The organism is Staphylococcus sp. IVB6214 (assembly GCF_025558585.1).
In the GTDB taxonomy this organism is placed as follows: domain Bacteria; phylum Bacillota; class Bacilli; order Staphylococcales; family Staphylococcaceae; genus Staphylococcus.
In genome coordinates this window covers 2,170,327-2,191,278 of record NZ_CP094723.1, presented here as the reverse complement: position 1 = coordinate 2,191,278, position 20,952 = coordinate 2,170,327, and the positions used below count along the sequence as shown (strand labels likewise).

Annotated in this window: 19 protein-coding genes and 1 other annotated feature; of the genes, 13 read left to right on the top strand and 6 right to left on the bottom strand. The window is 39.6% G+C overall.

Annotated elements, in window-relative coordinates:
- Nucleotides 1-738 precede the first annotated feature (738 nt).
- From rpmH to MUA51_RS10740, 7 genes are all read left to right on the top strand, one after another.
- Nucleotides 739-876: a 50S ribosomal protein L34 gene (rpmH, locus tag MUA51_RS10770; protein ID WP_000240855.1), complete on the top strand. Its 138-nt coding sequence runs from the start codon at nt 739-741 to the stop codon at nt 874-876.
- 168 nt (nt 877-1,044) lie between these two features.
- Complete coding sequence (gene rnpA, locus MUA51_RS10765; protein WP_262559870.1) at nt 1,045-1,392, top strand: ribonuclease P protein component; 348 nt, start codon at nt 1,045-1,047, stop codon at nt 1,390-1,392.
- Between the two features lie 147 nt (nt 1,393-1,539).
- Nucleotides 1,540-2,922 (top strand): tRNA uridine-5-carboxymethylaminomethyl(34) synthesis GTPase MnmE, encoded by a 1,383-nt coding sequence (gene mnmE, locus MUA51_RS10760; RefSeq protein ID WP_262559869.1) that lies wholly within the window; start codon nt 1,540-1,542, stop codon nt 2,920-2,922.
- A 17-nt stretch (nt 2,923-2,939) separates the two neighbouring features.
- Nucleotides 2,940-4,814 (top strand): tRNA uridine-5-carboxymethylaminomethyl(34) synthesis enzyme MnmG, encoded by a 1,875-nt coding sequence (gene mnmG / locus MUA51_RS10755; RefSeq protein ID WP_262559867.1) that lies wholly within the window; start codon nt 2,940-2,942, stop codon nt 4,812-4,814.
- The gene (rsmG, locus tag MUA51_RS10750) at nt 4,815-5,534 is read left to right on the top strand and encodes a 16S rRNA (guanine(527)-N(7))-methyltransferase RsmG (protein WP_262559866.1); all 720 of its coding nucleotides are present in this window, start codon (nt 4,815-4,817) and stop codon (nt 5,532-5,534) included.
- 25 nt (nt 5,535-5,559) lie between these two features.
- A complete protein-coding gene (locus MUA51_RS10745) occupies nt 5,560-6,411 on the top strand; it encodes a ParB/RepB/Spo0J family partition protein (protein WP_262559865.1) in 852 nt (283 codons plus the stop codon).
- A 160-nt stretch (nt 6,412-6,571) separates the two neighbouring features.
- Nucleotides 6,572-6,667, top strand: a complete 96-nt coding sequence (locus tag MUA51_RS10740; protein ID WP_106904262.1) for a type I toxin-antitoxin system Fst family toxin — start codon at nt 6,572-6,574, stop codon at nt 6,665-6,667.
- A gap of 120 nt (nt 6,668-6,787) precedes the next feature.
- On the opposite strand, the gene MUA51_RS10735 is transcribed toward MUA51_RS10740, so the two are convergent.
- On the bottom strand, nt 6,788-8,185 hold the full coding sequence (locus MUA51_RS10735) for an aminotransferase-like domain-containing protein (protein ID WP_262559864.1): 1,398 nt from the start codon (nt 8,183-8,185) through the stop codon (nt 6,788-6,790).
- Between the two features lie 101 nt (nt 8,186-8,286).
- Here MUA51_RS10735 and MUA51_RS10730 point away from each other — a divergent pair, with 101 nt between their 5' ends.
- On the top strand, nt 8,287-9,051 hold the full coding sequence (locus MUA51_RS10730) for a 2OG-Fe dioxygenase family protein (protein WP_262559863.1): 765 nt from the start codon (nt 8,287-8,289) through the stop codon (nt 9,049-9,051).
- Nucleotides 9,044-9,919, top strand: coding sequence for a DMT family transporter (locus MUA51_RS10725; RefSeq protein WP_262559862.1), 876 nt, complete (start codon nt 9,044-9,046; stop codon nt 9,917-9,919). Before MUA51_RS10730 ends, MUA51_RS10725 begins: the two co-directional genes overlap by 8 nt.
- 48 nt (nt 9,920-9,967) lie before the next feature.
- Here MUA51_RS10725 and MUA51_RS10720 read toward each other — a convergent pair whose 3' ends face one another.
- From MUA51_RS10720 to MUA51_RS10700, 5 genes are read right to left on the bottom strand one after another with little or no spacing between them, the layout of a single operon-like run.
- Nucleotides 9,968-10,711 (bottom strand): cyclase family protein, encoded by a 744-nt coding sequence (locus MUA51_RS10720; RefSeq protein WP_262559861.1) that lies wholly within the window; start codon nt 10,709-10,711, stop codon nt 9,968-9,970.
- 31 nt (nt 10,712-10,742) lie between these two features.
- A complete protein-coding gene (gene metE, locus MUA51_RS10715) occupies nt 10,743-12,971 on the bottom strand; it encodes a 5-methyltetrahydropteroyltriglutamate--homocysteine S-methyltransferase (protein ID WP_262560901.1) in 2,229 nt (742 codons plus the stop codon).
- Entirely contained in the window at nt 12,965-14,809 is a 1,845-nt protein-coding gene (locus MUA51_RS10710; protein WP_262559859.1) for a bifunctional homocysteine S-methyltransferase/methylenetetrahydrofolate reductase, read from the bottom strand. Before MUA51_RS10710 ends, metE begins: the two co-directional genes overlap by 7 nt.
- Nucleotides 14,763-15,938, bottom strand: coding sequence for a cystathionine beta-lyase MetC (gene metC, locus MUA51_RS10705; protein WP_262559858.1), 1,176 nt, complete (start codon nt 15,936-15,938; stop codon nt 14,763-14,765). The genes MUA51_RS10710 and metC overlap by 47 nt, the downstream gene beginning before the upstream one ends.
- The gene (locus MUA51_RS10700) at nt 15,935-17,038 is read right to left on the bottom strand and encodes a PLP-dependent transferase (RefSeq protein WP_262559857.1); all 1,104 of its coding nucleotides are present in this window, start codon (nt 17,036-17,038) and stop codon (nt 15,935-15,937) included. Before MUA51_RS10700 ends, metC begins: the two co-directional genes overlap by 4 nt.
- Before the next feature lie 68 nt (nt 17,039-17,106).
- Nucleotides 17,107-17,422, bottom strand: a binding site (T-box leader).
- A gap of 189 nt (nt 17,423-17,611) precedes the next feature.
- Between MUA51_RS10700 and MUA51_RS10695 the strand changes: the two genes are divergently transcribed.
- The 4 genes from MUA51_RS10695 to ychF are packed head-to-tail and all read left to right on the top strand — an operon-like array spanning nt 17,612 to nt 20,672.
- Nucleotides 17,612-18,424 carry a ParB/RepB/Spo0J family partition protein gene (locus MUA51_RS10695; RefSeq protein ID WP_262559855.1) on the top strand — a complete coding sequence of 271 codons (813 nt, stop codon included), beginning with the start codon at nt 17,612-17,614 and terminating at the stop codon, nt 18,422-18,424.
- A 29-nt stretch (nt 18,425-18,453) separates the two neighbouring features.
- Nucleotides 18,454-19,341: a mechanosensitive ion channel family protein gene (locus tag MUA51_RS10690; RefSeq protein ID WP_262559853.1), complete on the top strand. Its 888-nt coding sequence runs from the start codon at nt 18,454-18,456 to the stop codon at nt 19,339-19,341.
- A gap of 21 nt (nt 19,342-19,362) precedes the next feature.
- Nucleotides 19,363-19,575 (top strand): DUF951 domain-containing protein, encoded by a 213-nt coding sequence (locus MUA51_RS10685; protein WP_262559850.1) that lies wholly within the window; start codon nt 19,363-19,365, stop codon nt 19,573-19,575.
- Nucleotides 19,575-20,672 (top strand): redox-regulated ATPase YchF, encoded by a 1,098-nt coding sequence (ychF, locus tag MUA51_RS10680; RefSeq protein ID WP_262559849.1) that lies wholly within the window; start codon nt 19,575-19,577, stop codon nt 20,670-20,672. The genes MUA51_RS10685 and ychF overlap by 1 nt, the downstream gene beginning before the upstream one ends.
- Nucleotides 20,673-20,952: the final 280 nt, after the last annotated feature.

Sequence of the window (20,952 nt, the reverse complement as noted above, 5' to 3'; positions counted from 1 at the left end):
TTTTAACGCCATCTTCCTCTATAAAATTTTAGTTATTCACAATATCCCCATTGGAAAAAATAAATAAACACAGGCTGTGAACAATTATCCACAAACTCATCCACACCCTGTGGATGAAAAGAGATACAACGCTGGTTATTCACAGAATAATTGGGGAAAAGCGATAAGTATAAAGCCAGATAATATAAGGGTTCTAAGCACTTATCCACACAATTATACTTTTTAACATATGTGACTGTCAAATAGGTGTGAAAATGTGTGTGGATATTTGGATAAATTGTGGGGAGAAAATAATTATCCACAGTTTCTTATAAACACTTTGTGCATAAGTGGATAACTTACAAACGGTTTCAATTTTGTCTGTGGATAGTATTTTTGTGTAATTACTTAGATATGAATGCATAGTATGATGAAGTAGATAGTTGTGAGATTCAATAGTGGGTGCTATTAATAATAGATAAAACCCGGTATTCAATTTTGTGAGATTTTTATGTTGAGTGTGATTCCTTATATAAAACTTGATTGTTCATCAGTTTTCTCAGTTTGTTGGATACAAAATAATAGAAGTTATAAAAATCATACTTGATTTACAAATTGTATTTTGTTATATTGTAGTAGTTGCTTGAAATGTAAACATTTCATTTAAAAGACAGTTCTATTTTAAATGTAGAAATCGAAAATTAACTTATCTAGAGTGATGATTAGATAATTGGACGAATTGAGACGGAGGTGTTTTGCATGGTAAAACGTACTTATCAACCAAACAAACGTAAACATAGTAAAGTTCATGGTTTCAGAAAACGTATGAGCACTAAAAATGGCCGTAAAGTATTGGCGCGTCGTCGTCGTAAAGGTCGCAAAGTTTTATCAGCATAAGATCACTGACTTATTCAGTGGTCTTTTTTTTGCGAAAGTATCGTGCATCTGATGTGATGAATAGGGTAGGGGAGTCTACCCGACGAGTGAAATAACGGTGTATAGAGTGGATATAGTATAAATGATAGTAGAGAGAGACGTTATAATCAGAAAGACGAGTGATAGTAAATGGAAAAAGCATACCGAATTAAAAAGAATGCTGACTTTCAAACAATTTATCGACATGGCAAATCAGTCGCGAATCGCCAGTTTGTCGTTTATAGTTATGATCGACAACAAGCGGATCATTTTCGACTGGGGATTAGCGTCTCTAAAAAACTAGGGAATGCAGTCACACGAAATCGTATTAAGCGAAGTATTAGAGAGTGCTTTAAAGTGCACAAGGTGGACTTTTTGCCGAAAGATTTGATTGTGATTGCACGCTTTCCTGCAAAAGATATGTCGGTACAAGAGATACAGAAGAGTTTAGAGCATGTCTTGAAGATTGCAAAGGTTTTTAATAAGAGAATACCATAGCGGTTAGACTTCGGTTTGTGTGACGTCAGACAAACCGAAGTCTAAAATGTAGTGACTCTCACAATGTTTGAACAGGATAGTCGCAATTCGGACTGAAACATTTTACAATAAGGCATAATCAACTTGAGATAAAGGAGGCACGTGAACGTGGAACAGTTAGATACAATCACGAGTATATCAACACCGATGGGTGAAGGTGCGATTGGCATTGTGCGTTTATCTGGACACGATGCAGTCGCAATTGCAGATAAATTATATAAAGGTAAACAAAAGCTTGAACAGGTGCCAACACATACAATTAACTACGGACACATCATTGATCCAGAGACGGGTGATGTGGTGGAAGAAGTGATGGTTTCCGTTTTACGTGCACCACGTACGTTTACGAGAGAAGACATTGTTGAGATTAACTGTCACGGTGGTATTTTAACGATTAATCGTGTGCTAGAGTTAACGATGACGCACGGTGCACGTATTGCTGAACCGGGTGAGTATACGAAGCGTGCCTTTTTAAATGGCCGTATCGACTTATCTCAAGCTGAAGCAGTGATGGACTTTATCAGGTCTAAGACGGACCGAGCGTCTAAAGTAGCGATGAATCAAATAGAAGGGCGACTGAGTACGCTAATCCAACAACAACGTCAATCAATCTTAGAAGTATTGGCGCAAGTCGAAGTGAATATCGATTATCCAGAATACGACGATGTTGAAGAAGCGACAACAGACTTTTTATTAGAACGTTCTCATCAAATCAAGCAAGAAATTCAACAATTGCTTGATACAGGTGTTCAAGGAAAGATTATGCGTGAAGGTCTTTCAACTGTCATTGTTGGGAAGCCCAATGTAGGGAAGTCTTCTATGTTGAACAACTTGATTCAGTCTAACAAGGCGATTGTGACAGAAGTGGCTGGAACGACACGAGATGTTTTAGAAGAATACGTGAATGTACGTGGCGTGCCATTGAAGTTGGTCGACACGGCAGGTATCCGTGAAACTGAAGACATCGTGGAACGTATCGGTGTTGAGCGTTCACGCAAGGCATTACAGGAAGCAGATTTGATCTTGTTTGTTTTAAATAACAACGAAGCACTTACGCAAGAAGATCGTCAACTTTATGAAGTGATAAAAAATGAAGACGTTATTGTCATTGTGAATAAGACTGACCTTGAACGTCAACTCGATATCGATGAAGTGAAACAAATGATTGGTGACAAGCCACTCATAGAAACATCCATGCAGACACAGCAGGGAATTGATGCGTTAGAACTGCAAATTCGTGATCTGTTCTTTGATGGATCAATACAAAATCAAGATATGACGTACGTGTCGAATTCACGTCATATTTCATTATTAAAGCAAGCGAAACAAGCAATTCAAGATGCGATAGAAGCAGCAGAGTCAGGCATCCCAATGGATATGGTACAAATTGATCTAACACGTACATGGGAGTTGCTCGGTGAGATTATCGGTGAATCAGCAAGTGAAGAACTAATCGACCAGCTCTTTAGCCAATTCTGTCTCGGAAAATAATGTATGGAGGAATACGAATGATTAAAACATATGATGTCATTGTTGTAGGTGCGGGACATTCAGGCGTTGAAGCAGGTTTGGCTTCTGCACGTCGCGGCGCACGTACATTAATGTTAACAATAAATTTAGACAACATTGCATTCATGCCATGTAACCCTTCAGTGGGTGGACCAGCAAAAGGAATCGTCGTCCGTGAAATTGATGCACTCGGTGGACAAATGGCGAAAACAATTGATAAAACGCACATTCAAATGCGTATGTTGAATACTGGGAAAGGGCCAGCTGTTCGTGCATTGCGTGCACAAGCAGACAAAGTTTTGTATCAACAAGAGATGAAACGTGTGTTAGAAGACGAAGATAACCTTGAAGTGATGCAAGGGATGGTTGATGAACTGATCATTGAAGATGGCGCTGTAAAGGGTGTTCGTACGAGTGTTGGTACAGAATATCGTGCAGAAGCGGTTATTTTAACGACTGGAACGTTCCTACGTGGTGAAATCATTCTCGGTAACTTGAAGTACTCAAGTGGCCCGAACCACCAATTGCCATCAATTACATTGGCAGATCATCTGAGAGAGATTGGTTTTGATGTAGTGCGTTTTAAAACGGGTACACCACCACGTGTGAATGCGAAAACGATTGATTACAGCAAAACGGAAATCCAACCAGGTGATGATGTCGGCCGTGCATTTAGCTATGACACAACGGAATATATCTTGGATCAACTGCCATGTTGGTTAACGTATACGAACGGTGAGACGCATAAGGTCATTGATGATAACTTGCATTTATCAGCAATGTATTCGGGTATGATCAAAGGAACGGGGCCACGTTATTGCCCATCTATTGAAGATAAGTTTGTGCGTTTTAATGATAAACCACGTCACCAACTGTTCTTAGAGCCAGAAGGTCGTAATACGAACGAAGTATATGTTCAAGGATTGTCTACGAGCTTGCCTGAAGCGGTTCAACGTCAAATGCTTGCGACGATTCCTGGACTTGAGAAGGCAGATATGATGCGTGCAGGATATGCGATTGAATATGATGCGATTGTACCAACACAACTATGGCCGACGTTAGAAACGAAAATGATTAAGAACCTTTATACAGCTGGGCAAATCAACGGTACATCAGGTTATGAAGAAGCTGCAGGACAAGGTTTGATGGCGGGTATCAACGCTGCTGGACGTGTGTTAGGTAAGGAAGAAAAAATCTTACGTCGTTCGGACGCATATATCGGCGTACTGATTGACGACCTTGTGACGAAGGGAACGAATGAACCTTATCGTTTATTAACTTCTCGTGCAGAGTACCGTCTGTTGTTGCGTCATGATAATGCAGACTTACGTTTAACAGATATCGGTCATGAACTCGGTTTGATTACGGAAGAACGCTACGCACGATTTAACGAAAAACGTGAACAGATCAAAGACGAATTGGCACGTTTAGCGGGGATACGTATTAAGCCTTCAGAACGTGTGCAAGCGATTATTGAACGTGAAGGTGGTTCTCGCCTGAAAGACGGTATCTTGGCGAATGAATTGTTGCGTCGTCCAGAGATGACGTATGAAACGGTCTTAGAAATTTTAGAAGAAGATCATGTTTTATCAGCAGATGTTGAAGAACAAATTGAAATTCAAACGAAATATGAAGGTTATATTAATAAATCCTTACAACAAGTCGATAAAGTAAAACGCATGGAACAGAAAAAAATTCCAGAGGATCTAGATTATTCTAAGATTGATAGTTTAGCATCTGAAGCACGTGAAAAGTTAGCGGAAGTGAAGCCGTTGAATATTGCGCAAGCATCACGTATTTCTGGGGTAAACCCAGCCGACATCTCTATCTTGTTAGTATATTTAGAACAAGGGAAAATACAAAGGGTGAAATAAATGAGTGTAGAATGGTTAGCGAAACAATTAGATGAACATGGTATTACGTTGTCAGACAAACAGAAACAACAATTTGAAACATATTATGATATGCTTGTAACGTGGAATGACAAGATCAATCTGACAAGTATTACAGAGAAACATGAAGTTTATTTGAAACACTTTTATGACTCTATTACACTGAGCTTTTATTGTGACTTGAGTGAGCCATTACACGTCTGTGATGTTGGTGCAGGTGCTGGTTTTCCAAGTATTCCATTGAAAATTGTCTTCCCACATTTACATGTAACCATTGTAGATTCATTGAACAAACGTATTCAGTTTTTAAATCAATTGGCCGATGCGTTAGAATTAGAAGGTGTACGCTTCGTGCATGATCGTGCAGAAACATTTGGTAAAAATGAAGACTACCGGGCGTCTTTTGATATCGTTACAGCACGTGCCGTAGCAAGATTGTCTGTATTGAGTGAACTCTGCTTACCACTTGTTAAAAAGCATGGACTCTTTATGGCATTGAAGTCTTCAAAAGGTCAAGAAGAACTGGATGAAGCACGCTTTGCGATTGGAGTCTTAGGTGGTCGTGTAGAAGACGTATTTGGTTTCACGTTGCCAGAAGAGGCGGGGGAACGTCAGATCATCAAAATTCAGAAGCGCAGTCAGACGCCGAAGAAGTATCCGCGCAAACCAGGTACACCCAATAAAGCGCCACTCGTTGAATAGCAATAGCTGAAAGTGAGAGATGCGTATGAAGAAGCCCTTTTCCAAGTTGTTTGGACTTAAAAATAAAGATGCATTATTAGAAGTATCAGAAACAGAGCGTCACGGTGTTGAGACGATTCGCATAGAGCGCATCGTTCCGAACCGTTATCAGCCACGTCAGACATTTGATCGTGCACGTATTGAAGAACTTGCGGAATCTATTCGTGAGCACGGCTTATTACAGCCAATCGTCGTGCGCCCGATTGAAGAAAATATGTATGAGATTATCGCAGGAGAACGTCGCTTTCGTGCTTTACAGATGAATCAGATGACTGAAGCGGAAGTACTTGTACGTCAGCTTGATGATGAAGAAACAGCAGTTGTTGCGTTGATTGAAAATATTCAGCGTGAAAACTTGTCGGCAGTAGAAGAAGCTGAAGCGTACAAGAAACTCTTAGCGTTTGAAGGTATTACACAAGCAGAACTCGCAAAAAGTGTTGGAAAAAGTCAGAGCTTTATCGCCAACAAGTTGCGGTTGTTGAAACTAACACCATGTGTCATACAAGCAATCCGTGATCACCAAATTACGGAACGTCATGGCAGAGCACTTGTTGGCTTGTCAGCAGAGCGTCAGGAAGAGATGTTGCGTTTGATCGTGAAACAACAGTTGAATGTCAAACAGACTGAAGACAAGTTGAAAGAAGCGGCTAAGACAGAAGTTGTGGCCACAGGAGGCACTGATGAAACAGCGCGAGAAATCGTACATGATATATCTGCAGCACGTGACATTATTGCTGATAGCTTATTAGAAATCCGCGCAAACGGTATTAAGTTCGAACAAAAAGAACAAGATCATGATGACTACTATGAGATTCGTTTGAAAATCTATCGAAAATAAATACAACGGACAGTAACCCATTAGAGAGAAGGTGTTGCTGTCCGTTGTTTGTTATTGTGGAAAATTTAATAACTATATTAATCTTTTTTTGATGCTGATATAATAAAAGTGTCGCCTATCTCTCGGGCGTCAAACTTGACGTAGAGAGGAGGTGCTGAAGATGACAAGTATTCTTGTTCATATCACAACTGCTGTTATTAGTGGTTGTATCATTGCGCTTTTTTCGCATTGGCTTCGAAAACGCGATGAAAAGTAAAAATAGGTGACTAAGCCACACTAAAAATCCCCTTACTACTGGCATAGTAAGGGGATTTGGTGCTTCAAATGCAAGTATTCTTGTTATTTGTAGTGTAACATAAGTTGATGAAAAATACAATTACAAGTATTGACGTATCTTCTTCAATGCGAAAGTAATATTATCAATACTTTCGTAAGCGTATGAAAGGCGTATGGTGTTCTCTTGACTACCATATATAAAACCGGGATTGATGAGTATCTTTTCTTTATCAATAAGTGTTGTAAAGAGTTGTTTGATATTTATATTGTTTGTAAAAGTGAGCCATACAAAGAAGCCACCTTCTGGAATTTTCCATGTTGCTATATCAGTATAATACTGGTCTAAAATTTTTAACATTGCGTTACGCTTTATTTTTAAGACATTCCGCAGTTTTTGTAAGTGTTGATCGTAGGCACCATTTTTTAACATTTCATAGATGACCATTTGCGATAAAATACTTGAGCCGTAGTCGTTCTGCATACGAATATCCGCTAATTGTTCAATGATTTTTTCTGATGCAACGATCCAACCGATGCGAAGGGCGGGAGCAATGGATTTTGAAAAACTACTAATATGAAGCACAGTACCATGCTGATCTAGTACTTTCATGGGTGTATTTTCTGAGTGTTTAAACCAAATGTCTTGATAGATATCGTCTTCAATAATAGGAATATGATGGCATTCACAATATTTAACTATTGCTTCTTTGGTGTGTTCTGAAAGTGACTGACCTGTTGGGTTATTGAATGTTGGTTGAATATAGAGTGCTTTGTCTTGGTGACTGGGGAGTTGTTCAATCATACGATGAAAATGTTGAAAAGTATTGTATGGTATCTTGATGTTTTTAGAATGAAGACTACTAAAAAGAGATGTGGAATCAATATATGAAGGTGCATGGGATGGGATGACCGTATGACGACTTAAAAAACCAGTTGTAATCAGTTGAATGGCATGTAAGGCACCGGATGTAATGAGCACATTATCTTGAGTAACATTTATTCCTTGGTTACGTAGACGTTGAGCGATCAATGCTCTTAGGTGATCATAACCATAACCGTTATAATAGCCAAACGATAAGTCGCCAATATAACGAGATACTGCTGTCATAGCTTGTTTCAATGCAATATGCGGTATTAAATCTTTGCCGAGTTCTCCTTTACTGATATGGATATAAGTTGTATCTGTTTCTAATTTATTAATAAGTTGCACAGTATACTGATTTCTTGCACTTAATGACCATGCCATCATGTCAGACCATTTTTGTGTCTTAACATCTTCATTGAGATAGTTATTGACATAAGTCCCACTTCCTTGTTTTGTATAAATAAATCCTTCTGCTTCTAATAGTTCAATACTTTTGATAATTGTAACCCTATTGACGTGGAATTGGTTGGCCAGTTGTCTTTGAGAAGGAATTTTCATACCATAAAACCAATTACCACTGATGATTTTGTCACGAATATATGTTGCAATGTCTTTATATTTAATTGTTCGCACCTCCTTGAAGATTGGTTGGGTAAATTTCCAGTTAATTGGTTGTACTCATTATAGAACAGCTTCATTAATATGAGAACATACTATTTTAAGGAAGTGTTCGTATGAATGATATGAAAAAATTTGGTTATTCACGATATGATTTGATGAAGAGCTTGAAATATGAAGGTTTAAGTTATGACTATAATGAGATATTAGAATATTTCAACAAACTACCGTTAGATAATTATGCACCAGATTCAAATCGTTATAGAACCTACTCAAGAGCAATTATTTTACCAGGTACAGAAGAGATTTATTGGCTTCCAACTATAAATAAAGAGGGTTTTGACTATGCTGCTTATTTTCAAGGTAAGTTTAACCCTGAACATCCAGATTCATACAGAGAATTTCATGCTATAGACAAAAAGATTAGGAATAATAAACTATTAAACAAGATTATATTACATGACTATAAAGAAACTTTTTGGAATGAAGTTGACAAAATTTTACCAATCCATGTAGGTGTTCACTTTGTAAAACTTTATGTAAAAACTGCAGATGACGAAGCTATTTCATCACCAAATTCTTTTCATCAAGATGGTGAACCATTTACTTTTGCACACTTAATAGAAAGAAAAAACATACTTGGTGGTATTAATGCAATAGCAGTTCCTAGTGCTATTGGTAACACATTAGAAAATATTGATCAAAATGACCTAAAAGAAGTGTTTGAATTACAAAATCCTCTCGAATCATACGGAGTATATGATAGGAAGGTAAGTCATTATGTGAGTCCGGTTAAAAAAGGAAAAGATAATTTATCAGGTGCAAGATCAGTGATACTAATCGATTATCAACAAACTGTAGTAGCTGATATTAATGAATAGACATCAGTATACTTGGACGATATATGTTGCATTTGGAGTCACGATTACATTATGGGCATCTGCTTTTCCAGTCATTAAGGTGGCGTTACAAGATTTTGAAGCGGTACATTTGTCGACGCTGAGATTAGTAATTGCTAGTATGATGATGTTACTGATAGCTAGCATTAAAAAGTTATCATTCCCAGATGTAAAAGATATCCCACACATCTTATTTCTCGGTTTTTGTGGTTTTGCAGTATATCATACGACTTTGAGTATCGGTGAAAAATATGTGAGTGCAGGAATAGCAAGCTTACTTGTATCAACAACGCCTATTTTCTCAGCGATACTAGCGGCATGTTTTCTAAAAGATTCATTTCCTATGGTTGCTTGGATAGGGTCTATCATCGCATTTCTAGGTGTTGCGTTAATTTCTTTGGCAAATGATACATCATTAACAAGTCTTGTGTGGGGTATTTTGTTGATTTTAATTGCTTCATTCAGTGAAAGTATTTACTTTACATTTCAGAAATCATTACTTGAAAAGTACGGATTTATCTCTTTGACAATATATACAATGATCGCTGGAGGTTTGTTTATGTTGGTATGGCTACCGGGAAGTCTCGATGACCTACAACAGGCACATATCAATACTGTGATAGCGCTTTGTTATTTAGGTGTTGGTCCAACGGTGATACCATATATTGCATTAGCATATACGATTCAAAAAGTTGGCGTGTCTGACGCAACGCTTTCACTATATTTAACACCAGTTGCCGCATTAATTATCTCTTATATTCTTTTAGGAGAAATCCCAACTTTTTTCGCAATAGTAGGTGGTATCATTACATTAATAGGTGTTGTCATGACGGTTGCTCGAACAACTTAATATAAGAAAACAAGGTACACAGCGGGGAATGTGTACCTTGTTTGTATATTATTGAGGGGCAATGGCGAAACTACGAACGGGGAAGCCGGGTGCGTGATCGGGTTTTGGGGCGATATTGTAAATCACGGCACCACGTGCTGGCAGTTGATCTAGGTTGGTCAAGAGTTCGATTTGGTAACGATCTTGACCAAGAACGTAGCGTTCACCAATAATGTCTCCATGTTTGGCGATGTCAACAGAAGCATCCGTATCAAATGTTTCATGACCTATCGCCTTTACATGGCGTTCTTCTAATAGATATTTGAGGGCATCGAGCGACCAACCAGGCAGATGTTGGTTACCGTCCGCATCTTTGTTCTCGAATGCTTTATGATTTGGCCAGCGTTTGGACCAGTCACTGCGAAAGGCGACAAAGGTATCAGGTTCAATGGCGCCATTTTCCGCTTCCCACTGTTCGATATGCGCTCGTGTGAGACGGAAGTCTGCATCCTTAGCTACTTCATCTGAAAAATCTAATACGATTAGGGGAAGGACAAGTTCTTTCAGATGAAGTTCATGCAAGTAGCGTTGATTGTCTACAAAATGTATCGGTGCATCGATGTGCGTCCCATACTGTGTGACGAATGACCATTCTTGGACGAAAAAGCCATCCTTTTCAACAGTGAAGGGTGTTTTAACACGTGCCCCTTCAAATGCGGAGAAGTGAGGGGAGTCCGCATTGAAGGTATGTGTTAAGTCAATCCAACGTGTTGTTTTGAGTGTTTGAAGTTGTTTCCATAATGGGTTTGTCATAGGCAAGCCCCTTTCTGAATATGAATCATCATTATGCGTTTCGAAGTTTTTTAGCGCTATCGACAAGGACAGTCAGTGCAGCTTTTACTTCATCTTCTTTACGTGTTTTTAATCCGCAGTCTGGGTTGACCCAGAAGAGAGAGCGATCGATCTGTTGTAAGGCACGGTTAATCGCTGTTGTTATTTCATCTTCTGTTGGAATACGTGGACTATGGATGTCATAAACACCAAGACCAATACCGAGATCGTAGTTGATATCTTCAAAGTCCTGAATCAAGTCACCATGACTACGTGATGTTTCAATTGAGATAACATCAGCATCCAGTTCATGAATTGCATGGATGATTTGACCGAACTGTGAATAACACATATGTGTGTGAATTTGCGTATGGTCTTCCACTGATGATGTTGCTAACTTAAAGCTATGAACTGCGTTGCGTAAGTAATCTTCATGGAACTCTTTGCGAAGTGGTAGACCTTCACGTAATGCAGGCTCGTCTACTTGAATGACTTTGATACCTGCTTCTTCAAGTGCTAACACTTCTTCGTTAATTGCGAGTGCGATTTGGTTTTGCACTGTTTCACGTGGAATGTCGACGCGTTCGAACGACCAGTTCAAGATTGTGACAGGACCTGTGAGCATGCCTTTAACAGGCTTATCAGTCAGGCTTTGTGCATATACTGTTTCTTTAACTGTTAATGGTGCTGTCCATTTTACATCGCCATAAATGATTGGTGGTTTTACAGCACGAGAACCGTATGATTGTACCCAACCGAACTTCGTTACTAAGAAACCTTGTAGTTTTTCTCCAAAGAATTCAACCATGTCATTACGCTCGAATTCACCGTGTACGAATACATCAAGTCCGATGTCTTCTTGGATATCGATCCAGCGTTTAATTTCATTTTTTAAGAATGTGTCATATGCTTCATCTGTAATGCGTTGATTTTTCCAATCCGCACGGTATTTACGCACTTCAGGTGATTGTGGAAATGACCCAATTGTTGTTGTTGGTAAGTCTGGTAAGTTCAGTCTTTCTTGTTGTGCTGCTTTACGTACTTCGAATGCTGAGGCACGTTGTGAACGTACACTGTCGAAATCATAGTCTAAATTTTTAAAATCTTGTTGTTGGAAACGTGCATATTGTTCAGCCAATGTATCGAATTTTGTTGTGTCGTCTTGATTGAATAAGCGTTTTAAGGCATCGAGTTCATTGAGTTTTTCAGTCGCAAAGCTTAAACCGTCACGAATGTCGCTATCTAATGTCTCATCATCTAATGATACTGGAACGTGAAGTAATGATGATGATGGGTTGATGTATAGGTCATCTGTATATTGTGTGAGTGTTTCAATTAACGCTTTTTTCGCTTCGACATCTGCTGCCCACACGTTACGGCCATCGATAATACCTGCAAATAATGTTTTTGAAGCATCAAAATCACCGTTTTTAATTTGGTCTAAGTTATGACCATGGTCATGTACGAAGTCTAAGCCGAGTCCTTTCACAGGCAAGCTACTTAAAAACTTCACGTTTGCACGTTCAAAGTATGTTTGGATAATGAGCTTATCAGCGAGTTCCGCATCCGCAAATGCTTTATAAGTATCTTGAGTGACCGCTTCAAGTGCTGTACCTTGATCTGTCGCTAAAATGGGTTCATCCACTTGAATCAATTCTGCGCCTGCTTGAACAAGTGATTCGAATACTTCGATATAAAGAGGTAATAATGTACGTACCTTCTCTTCAAAAGATTGGTCGCCACCTTTAGATAATGCTACGAATGTAATCGGGCCAACAATGACAGGGTGTGCAGAGATATTGAGTGACTTCGCATAATTGAAGCGCTCAAGCAATGTGTTTTTGCTGACTTTCGGTGTCACATTGTTCCATTCAGGTACGATGTAGTGGTAGTTCGTATTGAACCATTTGATCAGTGCACTTGCAACGTGCTCTTTATTACCACGTGCGATATCGAATAGTAAGTCATCGTCTACGTCACGACCTTGAAAGCGCTCAGGAATAATGTTGAATAATAATGATGTATCGAGAATGTGATCATAAAGTGAGAAGTCACCCACTGGTACACTGTCGAGTTGATGATTTTTTTGTAAAAGTAAGTTTTCACGATGTAAATCTTGAAGTGTGTCATCAAGTTCTGTTTTTGTGATTTTACCGTTCCAGTAACCTTCGATAGCTTTTTTCCATTCACGTTTGCGTCCAAGTCTTGGGAATCCTAAGTTTGTTGTTTTAATTGTCATAATATAGCCTCCTGATTATCATTTGTAATAGATTTTGAGTATTCGGCGAGCGCCAGTGAATAATCGACCCGCTCAAATGGTGTGATGAGATACAGTCCATTGAAATGGCGATGGACTTCATCTATCAATGATTTGCAGAGTGATAAGCTAAGCGCATAAGTGGCATCTCTATCACCTGCAACAGCTTCAAATTGTGCAAGTACATCTTCAGACATCTTGATGCCGGGCACCTCGTTATGTAAGAATAAGGCATTTTTGTAGCTGGTGATAGGCATGATACCGATGAAGATAGGTACATCTAGATGTTTTGTTGCTTCATAAATTTCAGTAATTTTCTCTTTAGTAAATACAGGTTGTGTAATGAAATAATGCATGCCGCTTTCAATTTTTGTTTCCATTTTGCGTACAGCGGCTTTGATATTTCGGACATGTGGATCAAATCCCCCTGCGATGTTAAAGTGTGTTTCTGTCTTTAGCGCATCGCCATTAGAATTAATCCCCCTATTAAAGCGTAGTGCAAGTTCAGTCAATCCTTTTGAGTTCACATCGTATACATTGGTCGCACCGGGGAGATGTCCAACTTTTGAAGGATCTCCAGTGATGGCTAATATTTCATGGATACCGAGAAGTGACAGACCGAGTAGATGAGACTGTAAACCGATCAAGTTGCGATCTCGGCAGGTAATGTGTACGAGTGGCTCAATATTGAATTGTTGTTTGATAAGACTGGCTGCTGCAATATTTGAAACACCAACGGTTGCCAGTGAATTATCCGCTAACGTCACAGCGTCAATTTGTGCCTCATCTAGTGCTTTAACATTCTCGAAAAAGCGCGTTGTATCAAGATGTTTTGGTGTATCAAGTTCAACAATAATCGTTGGACGTTGACGTACACGTTCAGCCAATGTGAGCCGTTGTGAAGTTTTTTTCTTTTTCTCTCGCTGTTTATGGATTGGAATGACTTTTTTTTCGTTAATCGGTTTTAACGATGCCACAGACGACTTGATATGACGAATGTGTTCAGGTGTCGTACCACAACAGCCACCGATGAGTCGAACGCCTTCTTGGATGAGCTGTTCAGCTGTATCACCGAAGTATTGTGCGTTGTTACTATATTTAATCGTGTCATTGTCAATATCGAGTAAGCTTGCGTTCGGATAGCAGGATAGATACGCACGCTCTGGTAAGGCGATATGACTGAATGAATTTTTCATATGCATCGGACCATGGTGACAGTTAAGACCGACAATGTTGGCACCTGCAGCAGTCACTTGTTGCAGGGCGTCGTTAATCTCCGTACCGTTAATCAAGTAGTTTGTATTTGAAGCGGTCAACTGTGCAATGATTGGGATATCAGTAAAGCGTGCACGTGTTGCTTTGATGACTTTGAGCAACTCTTCTAAGTCGTAATATGTTTCAAATAACAGACCATCAACGCCAGCATGGACGAGAGTATCTACTTGAATTTCTGTGTGATATAGAATGGCAGAGAGTGAGAGTTCGCCTTGTTTGACACCACGAAAACCACCGACTGTTCCAAGTATAAAGGTTTCATCGTTAGCAGCACGTTTCGCAATATCAACGGCAGCTTCATGGATCGCTTTGACCTTGTGCTCCAAGCCAAACTGTTTCAACTTCTCAAAGTTTGCACCATACGTATTTGTCTGAATAACATCGGCGCCTGCCTGAATATATGAGCGATGAATTTGTTCGATTTTTTCAGGATGTGTGAGATTATAAGCTTCTGGACAAGTATCCAACCCTTCAGAGTAAAGGATTGTTCCCATTGCACCGTCAGCCACTAGAACTTTGTGCTTCAATGTGTTTAATAATCGACTCATCGTATACCTCCTTTAATGCATCATCTAAGTCTGAGATGAGGTCATGGACGTTCTCTAAGCCTACACTTAATCGGAAAAGGCCAAATGTAATCCCACGTGCTTCACGAATATTCTGTGGAATCGCAGCGTGTGACATTGTATTTGGATGCGATAAGATAGTTTCCACACCGCCTAAGCTGACTGAAACGAGCGGGATAGAGAGTGCATCGACAAATTGTTGTGCCTTCGTTTCATCTGCTAAACGGAAGCCAAGTACTGCGCCGCCATGATGGGCTTGTTGTAAGTGTGTGTCGCTATTTCCCGGGTAATACACTTCAGCAACAGCAGGATGTGTGGACAAGAATGATTGGATTTTTGTCGCACTCGCTACTGATTGTTTGAAGCGAACATCGAGCGTTTTGAGATGTTGTGTTAATGTCCAACTATCGTATACAGATAGGGCTGTACCCGTACCATTTTGGATAAGATAAAGTGCTTCAGCGATGGCGTCATCGTTTGTGATGACTGCTCCTGCAATGACATCACTATGACCACTTAAAAACTTTGTAGCACTATGAATGACGATGTCAGCGCCTAAATCCAAAGGTTGCTGTCCGAGCGGCGTCATAAACGTATTGTCCACTGCAACTCGCAATTGATGACGTCGTGCAATATTGGCGACTGCCCGAATGTCGGTAATCTTGAATAGTGGATTTGAAGGTGTTTCAATATATATCAACTGTGTATTTGGTTGAATGGCACGTTCGATTTCCGATGGTTTTTCAGCATTGACGGTTGTAAATGAAATATTGAATTTTGATAGTATTTGTTCAGTTAAGCGGAATGTTCCGCCATAGACATCATCAGGTAAGATGACATGATCGCCTGACTTCAGTGTGAGGAAGACGGCTGTAATGGCTGTGATACCTGAGTTGAAAGCAAAGCCATGCTTGGCATTTTCCAGTTGTGCAAGCTTTGTTTCGAGGTTTTCACGGTTTGGATTGCCGCTCCGTGCATAGTCATAATGTGCATTGCCACCAAGTTGAGTTTGGCGAAAGGTCGACGAATAATAGAGTGGTTGGTTCGCACTTTGATATGTCGGGTCATGTTTGCTGTCATGAATTAATTGTGTTTGCTTTGTTAAAGTCATACAGGCACGTCCTCTCTTGATTTTGTTAATGCTTGAATCAGGTCATTTTCAATATCTTCATAGCCTTCTATTCCGATAGAAAGTCTGATGAGTTGTTGATCAATGCCACGTTTGTCTTTTTCGGCGTCAGGCATATCCACATGTGTTTGTGTGTAAGGGAACGTAATAAATGTTTCAGTTCCACCTAAGCTCTCAGCGAAGCGGCAAACTTTAATGTGCTTGAGCAGTGCAGCAACTGAGTAGCCTTCTGCTAGCCTTAAACTCAACATGCCAGTTTGTCCGCTATAAAGGACTTCATCAATTTCTTGTAATGTCCGACATCGTTCAGCGAGTCGTTGTGCATTACTTTCCGAGCGTTCCACACGTAAATGCAAAGTTTTAAGTCCTCGTTGTAATAAATAACTATCGAAAGGTGATAGAGTTGCACCAATCATGTTGTGTAACACACCTAACTGTTCAGCGAGAGTGTCATCTTTAACCGATACGACACCGGCAAGCACATCGTTATGACCACCGATATATTTCGTTGCAGAGTGTAAAACAATGTCTGCGCCGTCTTTGAGTGGTGTTGATAAGTAAGGCGTTAAAAATGTATTGTCGATAATTGTCAAAATACCGTGTTGTTGCGCGAGTGTATAGTACGGTTTTAAGTCAATCGCAATCATGAGTGGATTCGATATCGGTTCAATAAAAAATGCACGTGTATTCGTATTGATATGTGCTGCAACTTCTGTTATGTCTTCAAAGTGTACGTATTTGAATGTCACACCATATTGTTGTTCATAGTATTGGAATAAGCGGAAAGTACCACCGTACAAGTCATATGACACGAGTACTTCATCATCAGGTTTGAACAAACTGCAGATTAATTGGATGCTTGCCATGCCGCTCGCTGTTGCAAAAGAGGCAATACCGCCTTCAATCGCTGCGAACGCTTCTTCAAAAGCATTGCGCGTTGGATTCTTCGTTCGCGAATAATCATAACCTGTTGATGCACCGAGTTCTGGATGTGCATACGCAGTAGATAGATAAATAGGATTTGCGATTGCGCCTGTACAATCATCTGTTAGAGCAATTTGTGCCAGTTCAGTTGCTTTCATCGTGATATAACCTCCTAAAACAAAATAAAAAAGCTTCCGTCCTTTATAGCCGATTCGTTGATCGGAATATAAAGGACGAAAGCTTCGTTCGCGGTACCACCTTTGTTCGTTGCTTCATCACTAAAGCAACCTCTTTCAGTACGCCAAGTTGTATCGTGTACTTTAGAGTATGCGTATACTGTGAGGGTGTATACGTGGAATTCCAGTACGCCACTTAACAACATGTTAATACTGTATCGCTATAACGGGCGAACCCGGTGATACCTCATATTGGTATCAACACTCCAAGGCCATTTTCAAACGTGCTTTCAACATCTTCTCTCAGCAAATGAAGACTCTCTGTAATCGCAGGGAACGTTCTACTTTCCTTTTTACAGTGTTTCGAATATTGTGTGTTTCGTTTTGGTAAATCACACTTTACACGACTCAAAAAATCTTGTCAACACATTTTTCTGAAAATTATGATTAGACAGTTATTTTTTCGAACTAGAATATGACGGCTATCCCTTGTCTATCTAGGGCGCAACCAGTAAAATAGAAGAGTCAAATTTTTTGTGAGAGTAGGTGAATGAAATGTCAGATGTGACACCTAAGTCAAGAGATGAACAAGTCAAAATGTTACCTTTGATTGAAATACGTCCAAATCCCTATCAGCCACGAAAAAATTTCGATCCTGACAAGTTATTAGAACTTTCACAGTCTATTGTGCAACATGGTGTATTACAACCAATTGTTGTTACACAGTCCATTCAAGGATATTACATTGTCGCAGGAGAACGCCGTTATCGGGCAAGTGAACAAGCAGGTCTCACACACATTCCAGCAATTGTTCGAGAGATGACAGATCACGAAATGAGAGAACTGGCCATTATTGAGAACTTACAGCGGGAGAACTTGAATCCAGTTGAGGAGGCAGAGAGCTATCAGCAATTGATGGAAGCACACCATATGACACAACAAGCAGTAGCAGAAAGACTAGGCAAATCACGTCCGTATATCGCAAATATGTTGCGTTTGTTAAAGTTGCCAACATCTATTCGCCAATTGATACGAGAAGGCACATTGTCAGGTGGACATGGACGTACTTTGTTAGGATTGAAAGACCCTGAAAAGATGCGTCGATACGCAGATTTAGCCGTCCGGGAGTCTTGGAGTGTTCGCTACTTAGAACAGCGTGTTGCTGAGACACAGTCATCACCAGATCATCAGACTGCACAAACAACAACCAAGAAACCAAAACTTATTCGTCAACACGAACAACAGTTAAGTGAGCAGTATGGCACATCAGTAGAAATTGCGACAAAACAAAACAAAGGACAAGTGACATTTACATTTCATTCAGAAGCGGATTATCGACGACTGATTCAGTTGTTGAAACAAACATAGCCATATCAATTGAAAGAAAGGATATCATTATGCAAAAATTTGAGTCTATTATTAAAGGAATGATTCAACCATTTCTTGAACCAGAGACTTATTCAAATCTTTTAACACAGTTAGTCATTGTTGGGATATACGTCCTAGCAGCATTTATCGTAACGCGTATTTTGAATAAAGTAATTGAACAATTCTTCAAAGTAAATAGTAATGCAGGCAGAACGAGTCGTGCTAAACGCTCGCATACATTGATTACACTCGTTCAAAATGCAGTCGGATACCTCGTATGGTTTATTACATTAACGACAATTTTAAGTAAATTCGGTATCAGTGTTGAAAGTATCTTAGCCGGTGCCGGTGTTGTTGGTTTAGCAATCGGTTTTGGTGCGCAAACATTAGTGAAAGATATTATTACAGGCTTTTTCATCATTTTTGAGAACCAGTTTGATGTCGGTGACTATGTCAGTATTAAAAATAGCGGCGCACCAATCGCAGAAGGAACTGTAAAAGCAATTGGCTTACGTTCCACACGTATTTTGTCGATTACAGGTGAGCTTTCTACGATTCCTAATGGTACAATGAGTGAAGTAACGAACTACTCTGTAACAAATGGTGTCGCAATTATTAATATTCCTGTTTCTATCGATGAAAACCTTGAAAAAGTTGAGAAAAGAATGAATCAATTTCTTAAAGGGATTCCAAAGAAGTATGACTTATTTTTAGAGGCGCCGGAAGTCTTGGGTGTCGATGCGGTGAACGCATATGAAGTCAGCATTCGTATTGCGGGTGAAACATTACCGGGTGAGAACTTCACAGGTGCGCGTATTTTACGCCGTGAACTGAAAGACTTTTTCCAAGTAGAAGGCATTAAGGCACCAGCACCTACACTTGTTCAAATGTATCAACAAAACAACGAGCAACCATAAATGAAAGGTGGCGTGACGCACGTGTCTGCAAAATATGGTTTAAATGATATAGTAAAGATGAAGAAACAACATGCATGTGGCACGAATCGCTTCAAGATTATTCGCATGGGCGCGGATATTCGTATTAAATGTGAAGCTTGTCAGAGAAGTATTATGTTGCCACGTCAAACATTCAATAAAAAATTAAAAACCGTACTCGAGTCTGCGAGTATGCAAGATAAGGAGAATGAATAATGGCTTTAACAGCGGGTATTGTAGGTTTACCGAACGTAGGGAAGTCTACGCTATTTAACGCAATTACAAAGGCAGGTGCGTTAGCAGCTAACTATCCCTTTGCGACGATTGATCCTAACGTAGGTATTGTAGAAGTACCAGATAAGCGTTTAGATAAGTTAGCAGAAATTGTCAATCCAAAGAAAACTTTACCGACAACTTTTGAATTTACGGATATTGCGGGTATCGTAAAAGGTGCTTCAAAAGGGGAAGGTCTTGGTAATAAATTCTTATCACACATTCGTGAAGTAGATGCCATTTGCCAAGTGGTACGTGCATTCGACGACGACAACGTGACGCATGTTGCCGGTCGTGTGAATCCGATTGAAGATATTGAAGTCATCAATATGGAACTTGTGCTCGCAGACCTTGAGTCAGTAGAGAAACGCTTACCACGTATTGAAAAAATGGCGCGCCAAAAAGACAAAACAGCAATGAATGAAGTGCGTATTTTAAGCAAAATCAAAGAAGCGCTGGAAGATGGTAAGCCAGTGCGTAGCTTAGAATTTAACGAAGAAGATCAAAAATATGTGAACCAAGCACACCTATTAACGTCTAAATCGATGCTTTATATTGCGAATGTCGGCGAAGATGAAGTCAATGATGCAGAAAATGACAAAGTACAAGCAATTCGTGAGTACGCAGCGAAAGAAGATTCAGAAGTCATCGTAATCAGTGCTAAAATTGAAGAAGAAATTGCGACACTCGATGATGAAGACAAAGAAATGTTCTTAGAAGAATTAGGCATTGAAGAGCCTGGTTTACACCGTTTGATCCGCAAGACATACGACTTACTTGGACTTGCGACATATTTCACAGCAGGTGTACAAGAAGTGCGTGCGTGGACATTTAAAGAAGGCATGACAGCGCCACAATGTGCCGGCATCATCCACACAGACTTCGAGCGTGGCTTCATTCGTGCGGAAGTGACAAGCTACGATGATTTCGTCAACAATAATGGCGAACAAGGGGCGAAAGAAGCGGGTAAAATGCGCCTTGAAGGTAAGGAATATATTATGCAGGATGGCGACGTCGTGCATTTCCGTTTCAATGTATAAGACGAAAAACTTCATATTAATTTATCTGACAGTATGGAAAAGTGTAAGGAATACATCACTTGTTGTTAATACTGTTGGATGACATGGATAATAAATTTTCACTTCTTTCATGACTTTACTTAAAGATGAAAGGAGTGATTTTTTTGGCTATCACAATAAAATCTAAAATATAGAAGGTTCATGATTGTCAAAAAGGTAGGGGTATGATACAATTTTGAAATGTGAGTAATGAAAATTATTCCTTGCTTGTTGCAAAAGCGTAACAAGCCGCATAGACCAC

Bases quoted from the DNA above. Each gene is read 5' to 3' on its own strand.
- MUA51_RS10720 (WP_262559861.1), bottom strand. From the start codon at position 10,711: ATGACAAACCCATTATGGAAACAACTTCAAACACTCAAAACAACACGT.
- MUA51_RS10740 (WP_106904262.1), top strand. From the start codon at position 6,572: ATGACAAGTATTCTTGTTCATATCACAACTGCTGTTATTAGTGGTTGT.
- rsmG (WP_262559866.1), top strand. From the start codon at position 4,815: ATGAGTGTAGAATGGTTAGCGAAACAATTAGATGAACATGGTATTACG.
- rpmH (WP_000240855.1), top strand. From the start codon at position 739: ATGGTAAAACGTACTTATCAACCAAACAAACGTAAACATAGTAAAGTT.
- MUA51_RS10700 (WP_262559857.1), bottom strand. From the start codon at position 17,038: ATGAAAGCAACTGAACTGGCACAAATTGCTCTAACAGATGATTGTACA.
- MUA51_RS10725 (WP_262559862.1), top strand. From the start codon at position 9,044: ATGAATAGACATCAGTATACTTGGACGATATATGTTGCATTTGGAGTC.
- rnpA (WP_262559870.1), top strand. From the start codon at position 1,045: ATGGAAAAAGCATACCGAATTAAAAAGAATGCTGACTTTCAAACAATT.
- ychF (WP_262559849.1), top strand. From the start codon at position 19,575: ATGGCTTTAACAGCGGGTATTGTAGGTTTACCGAACGTAGGGAAGTCT.
- MUA51_RS10730 (WP_262559863.1), top strand. From the start codon at position 8,287: ATGAATGATATGAAAAAATTTGGTTATTCACGATATGATTTGATGAAG.
- MUA51_RS10690 (WP_262559853.1), top strand. From the start codon at position 18,454: ATGCAAAAATTTGAGTCTATTATTAAAGGAATGATTCAACCATTTCTT.
- MUA51_RS10710 (WP_262559859.1), bottom strand. From the start codon at position 14,809: ATGAGTCGATTATTAAACACATTGAAGCACAAAGTTCTAGTGGCTGAC.
- metC (WP_262559858.1), bottom strand. From the start codon at position 15,938: ATGACTTTAACAAAGCAAACACAATTAATTCATGACAGCAAACATGAC.
- MUA51_RS10745 (WP_262559865.1), top strand. From the start codon at position 5,560: ATGAAGAAGCCCTTTTCCAAGTTGTTTGGACTTAAAAATAAAGATGCA.
- MUA51_RS10695 (WP_262559855.1), top strand. From the start codon at position 17,612: ATGTCAGATGTGACACCTAAGTCAAGAGATGAACAAGTCAAAATGTTA.
- mnmG (WP_262559867.1), top strand. From the start codon at position 2,940: ATGATTAAAACATATGATGTCATTGTTGTAGGTGCGGGACATTCAGGC.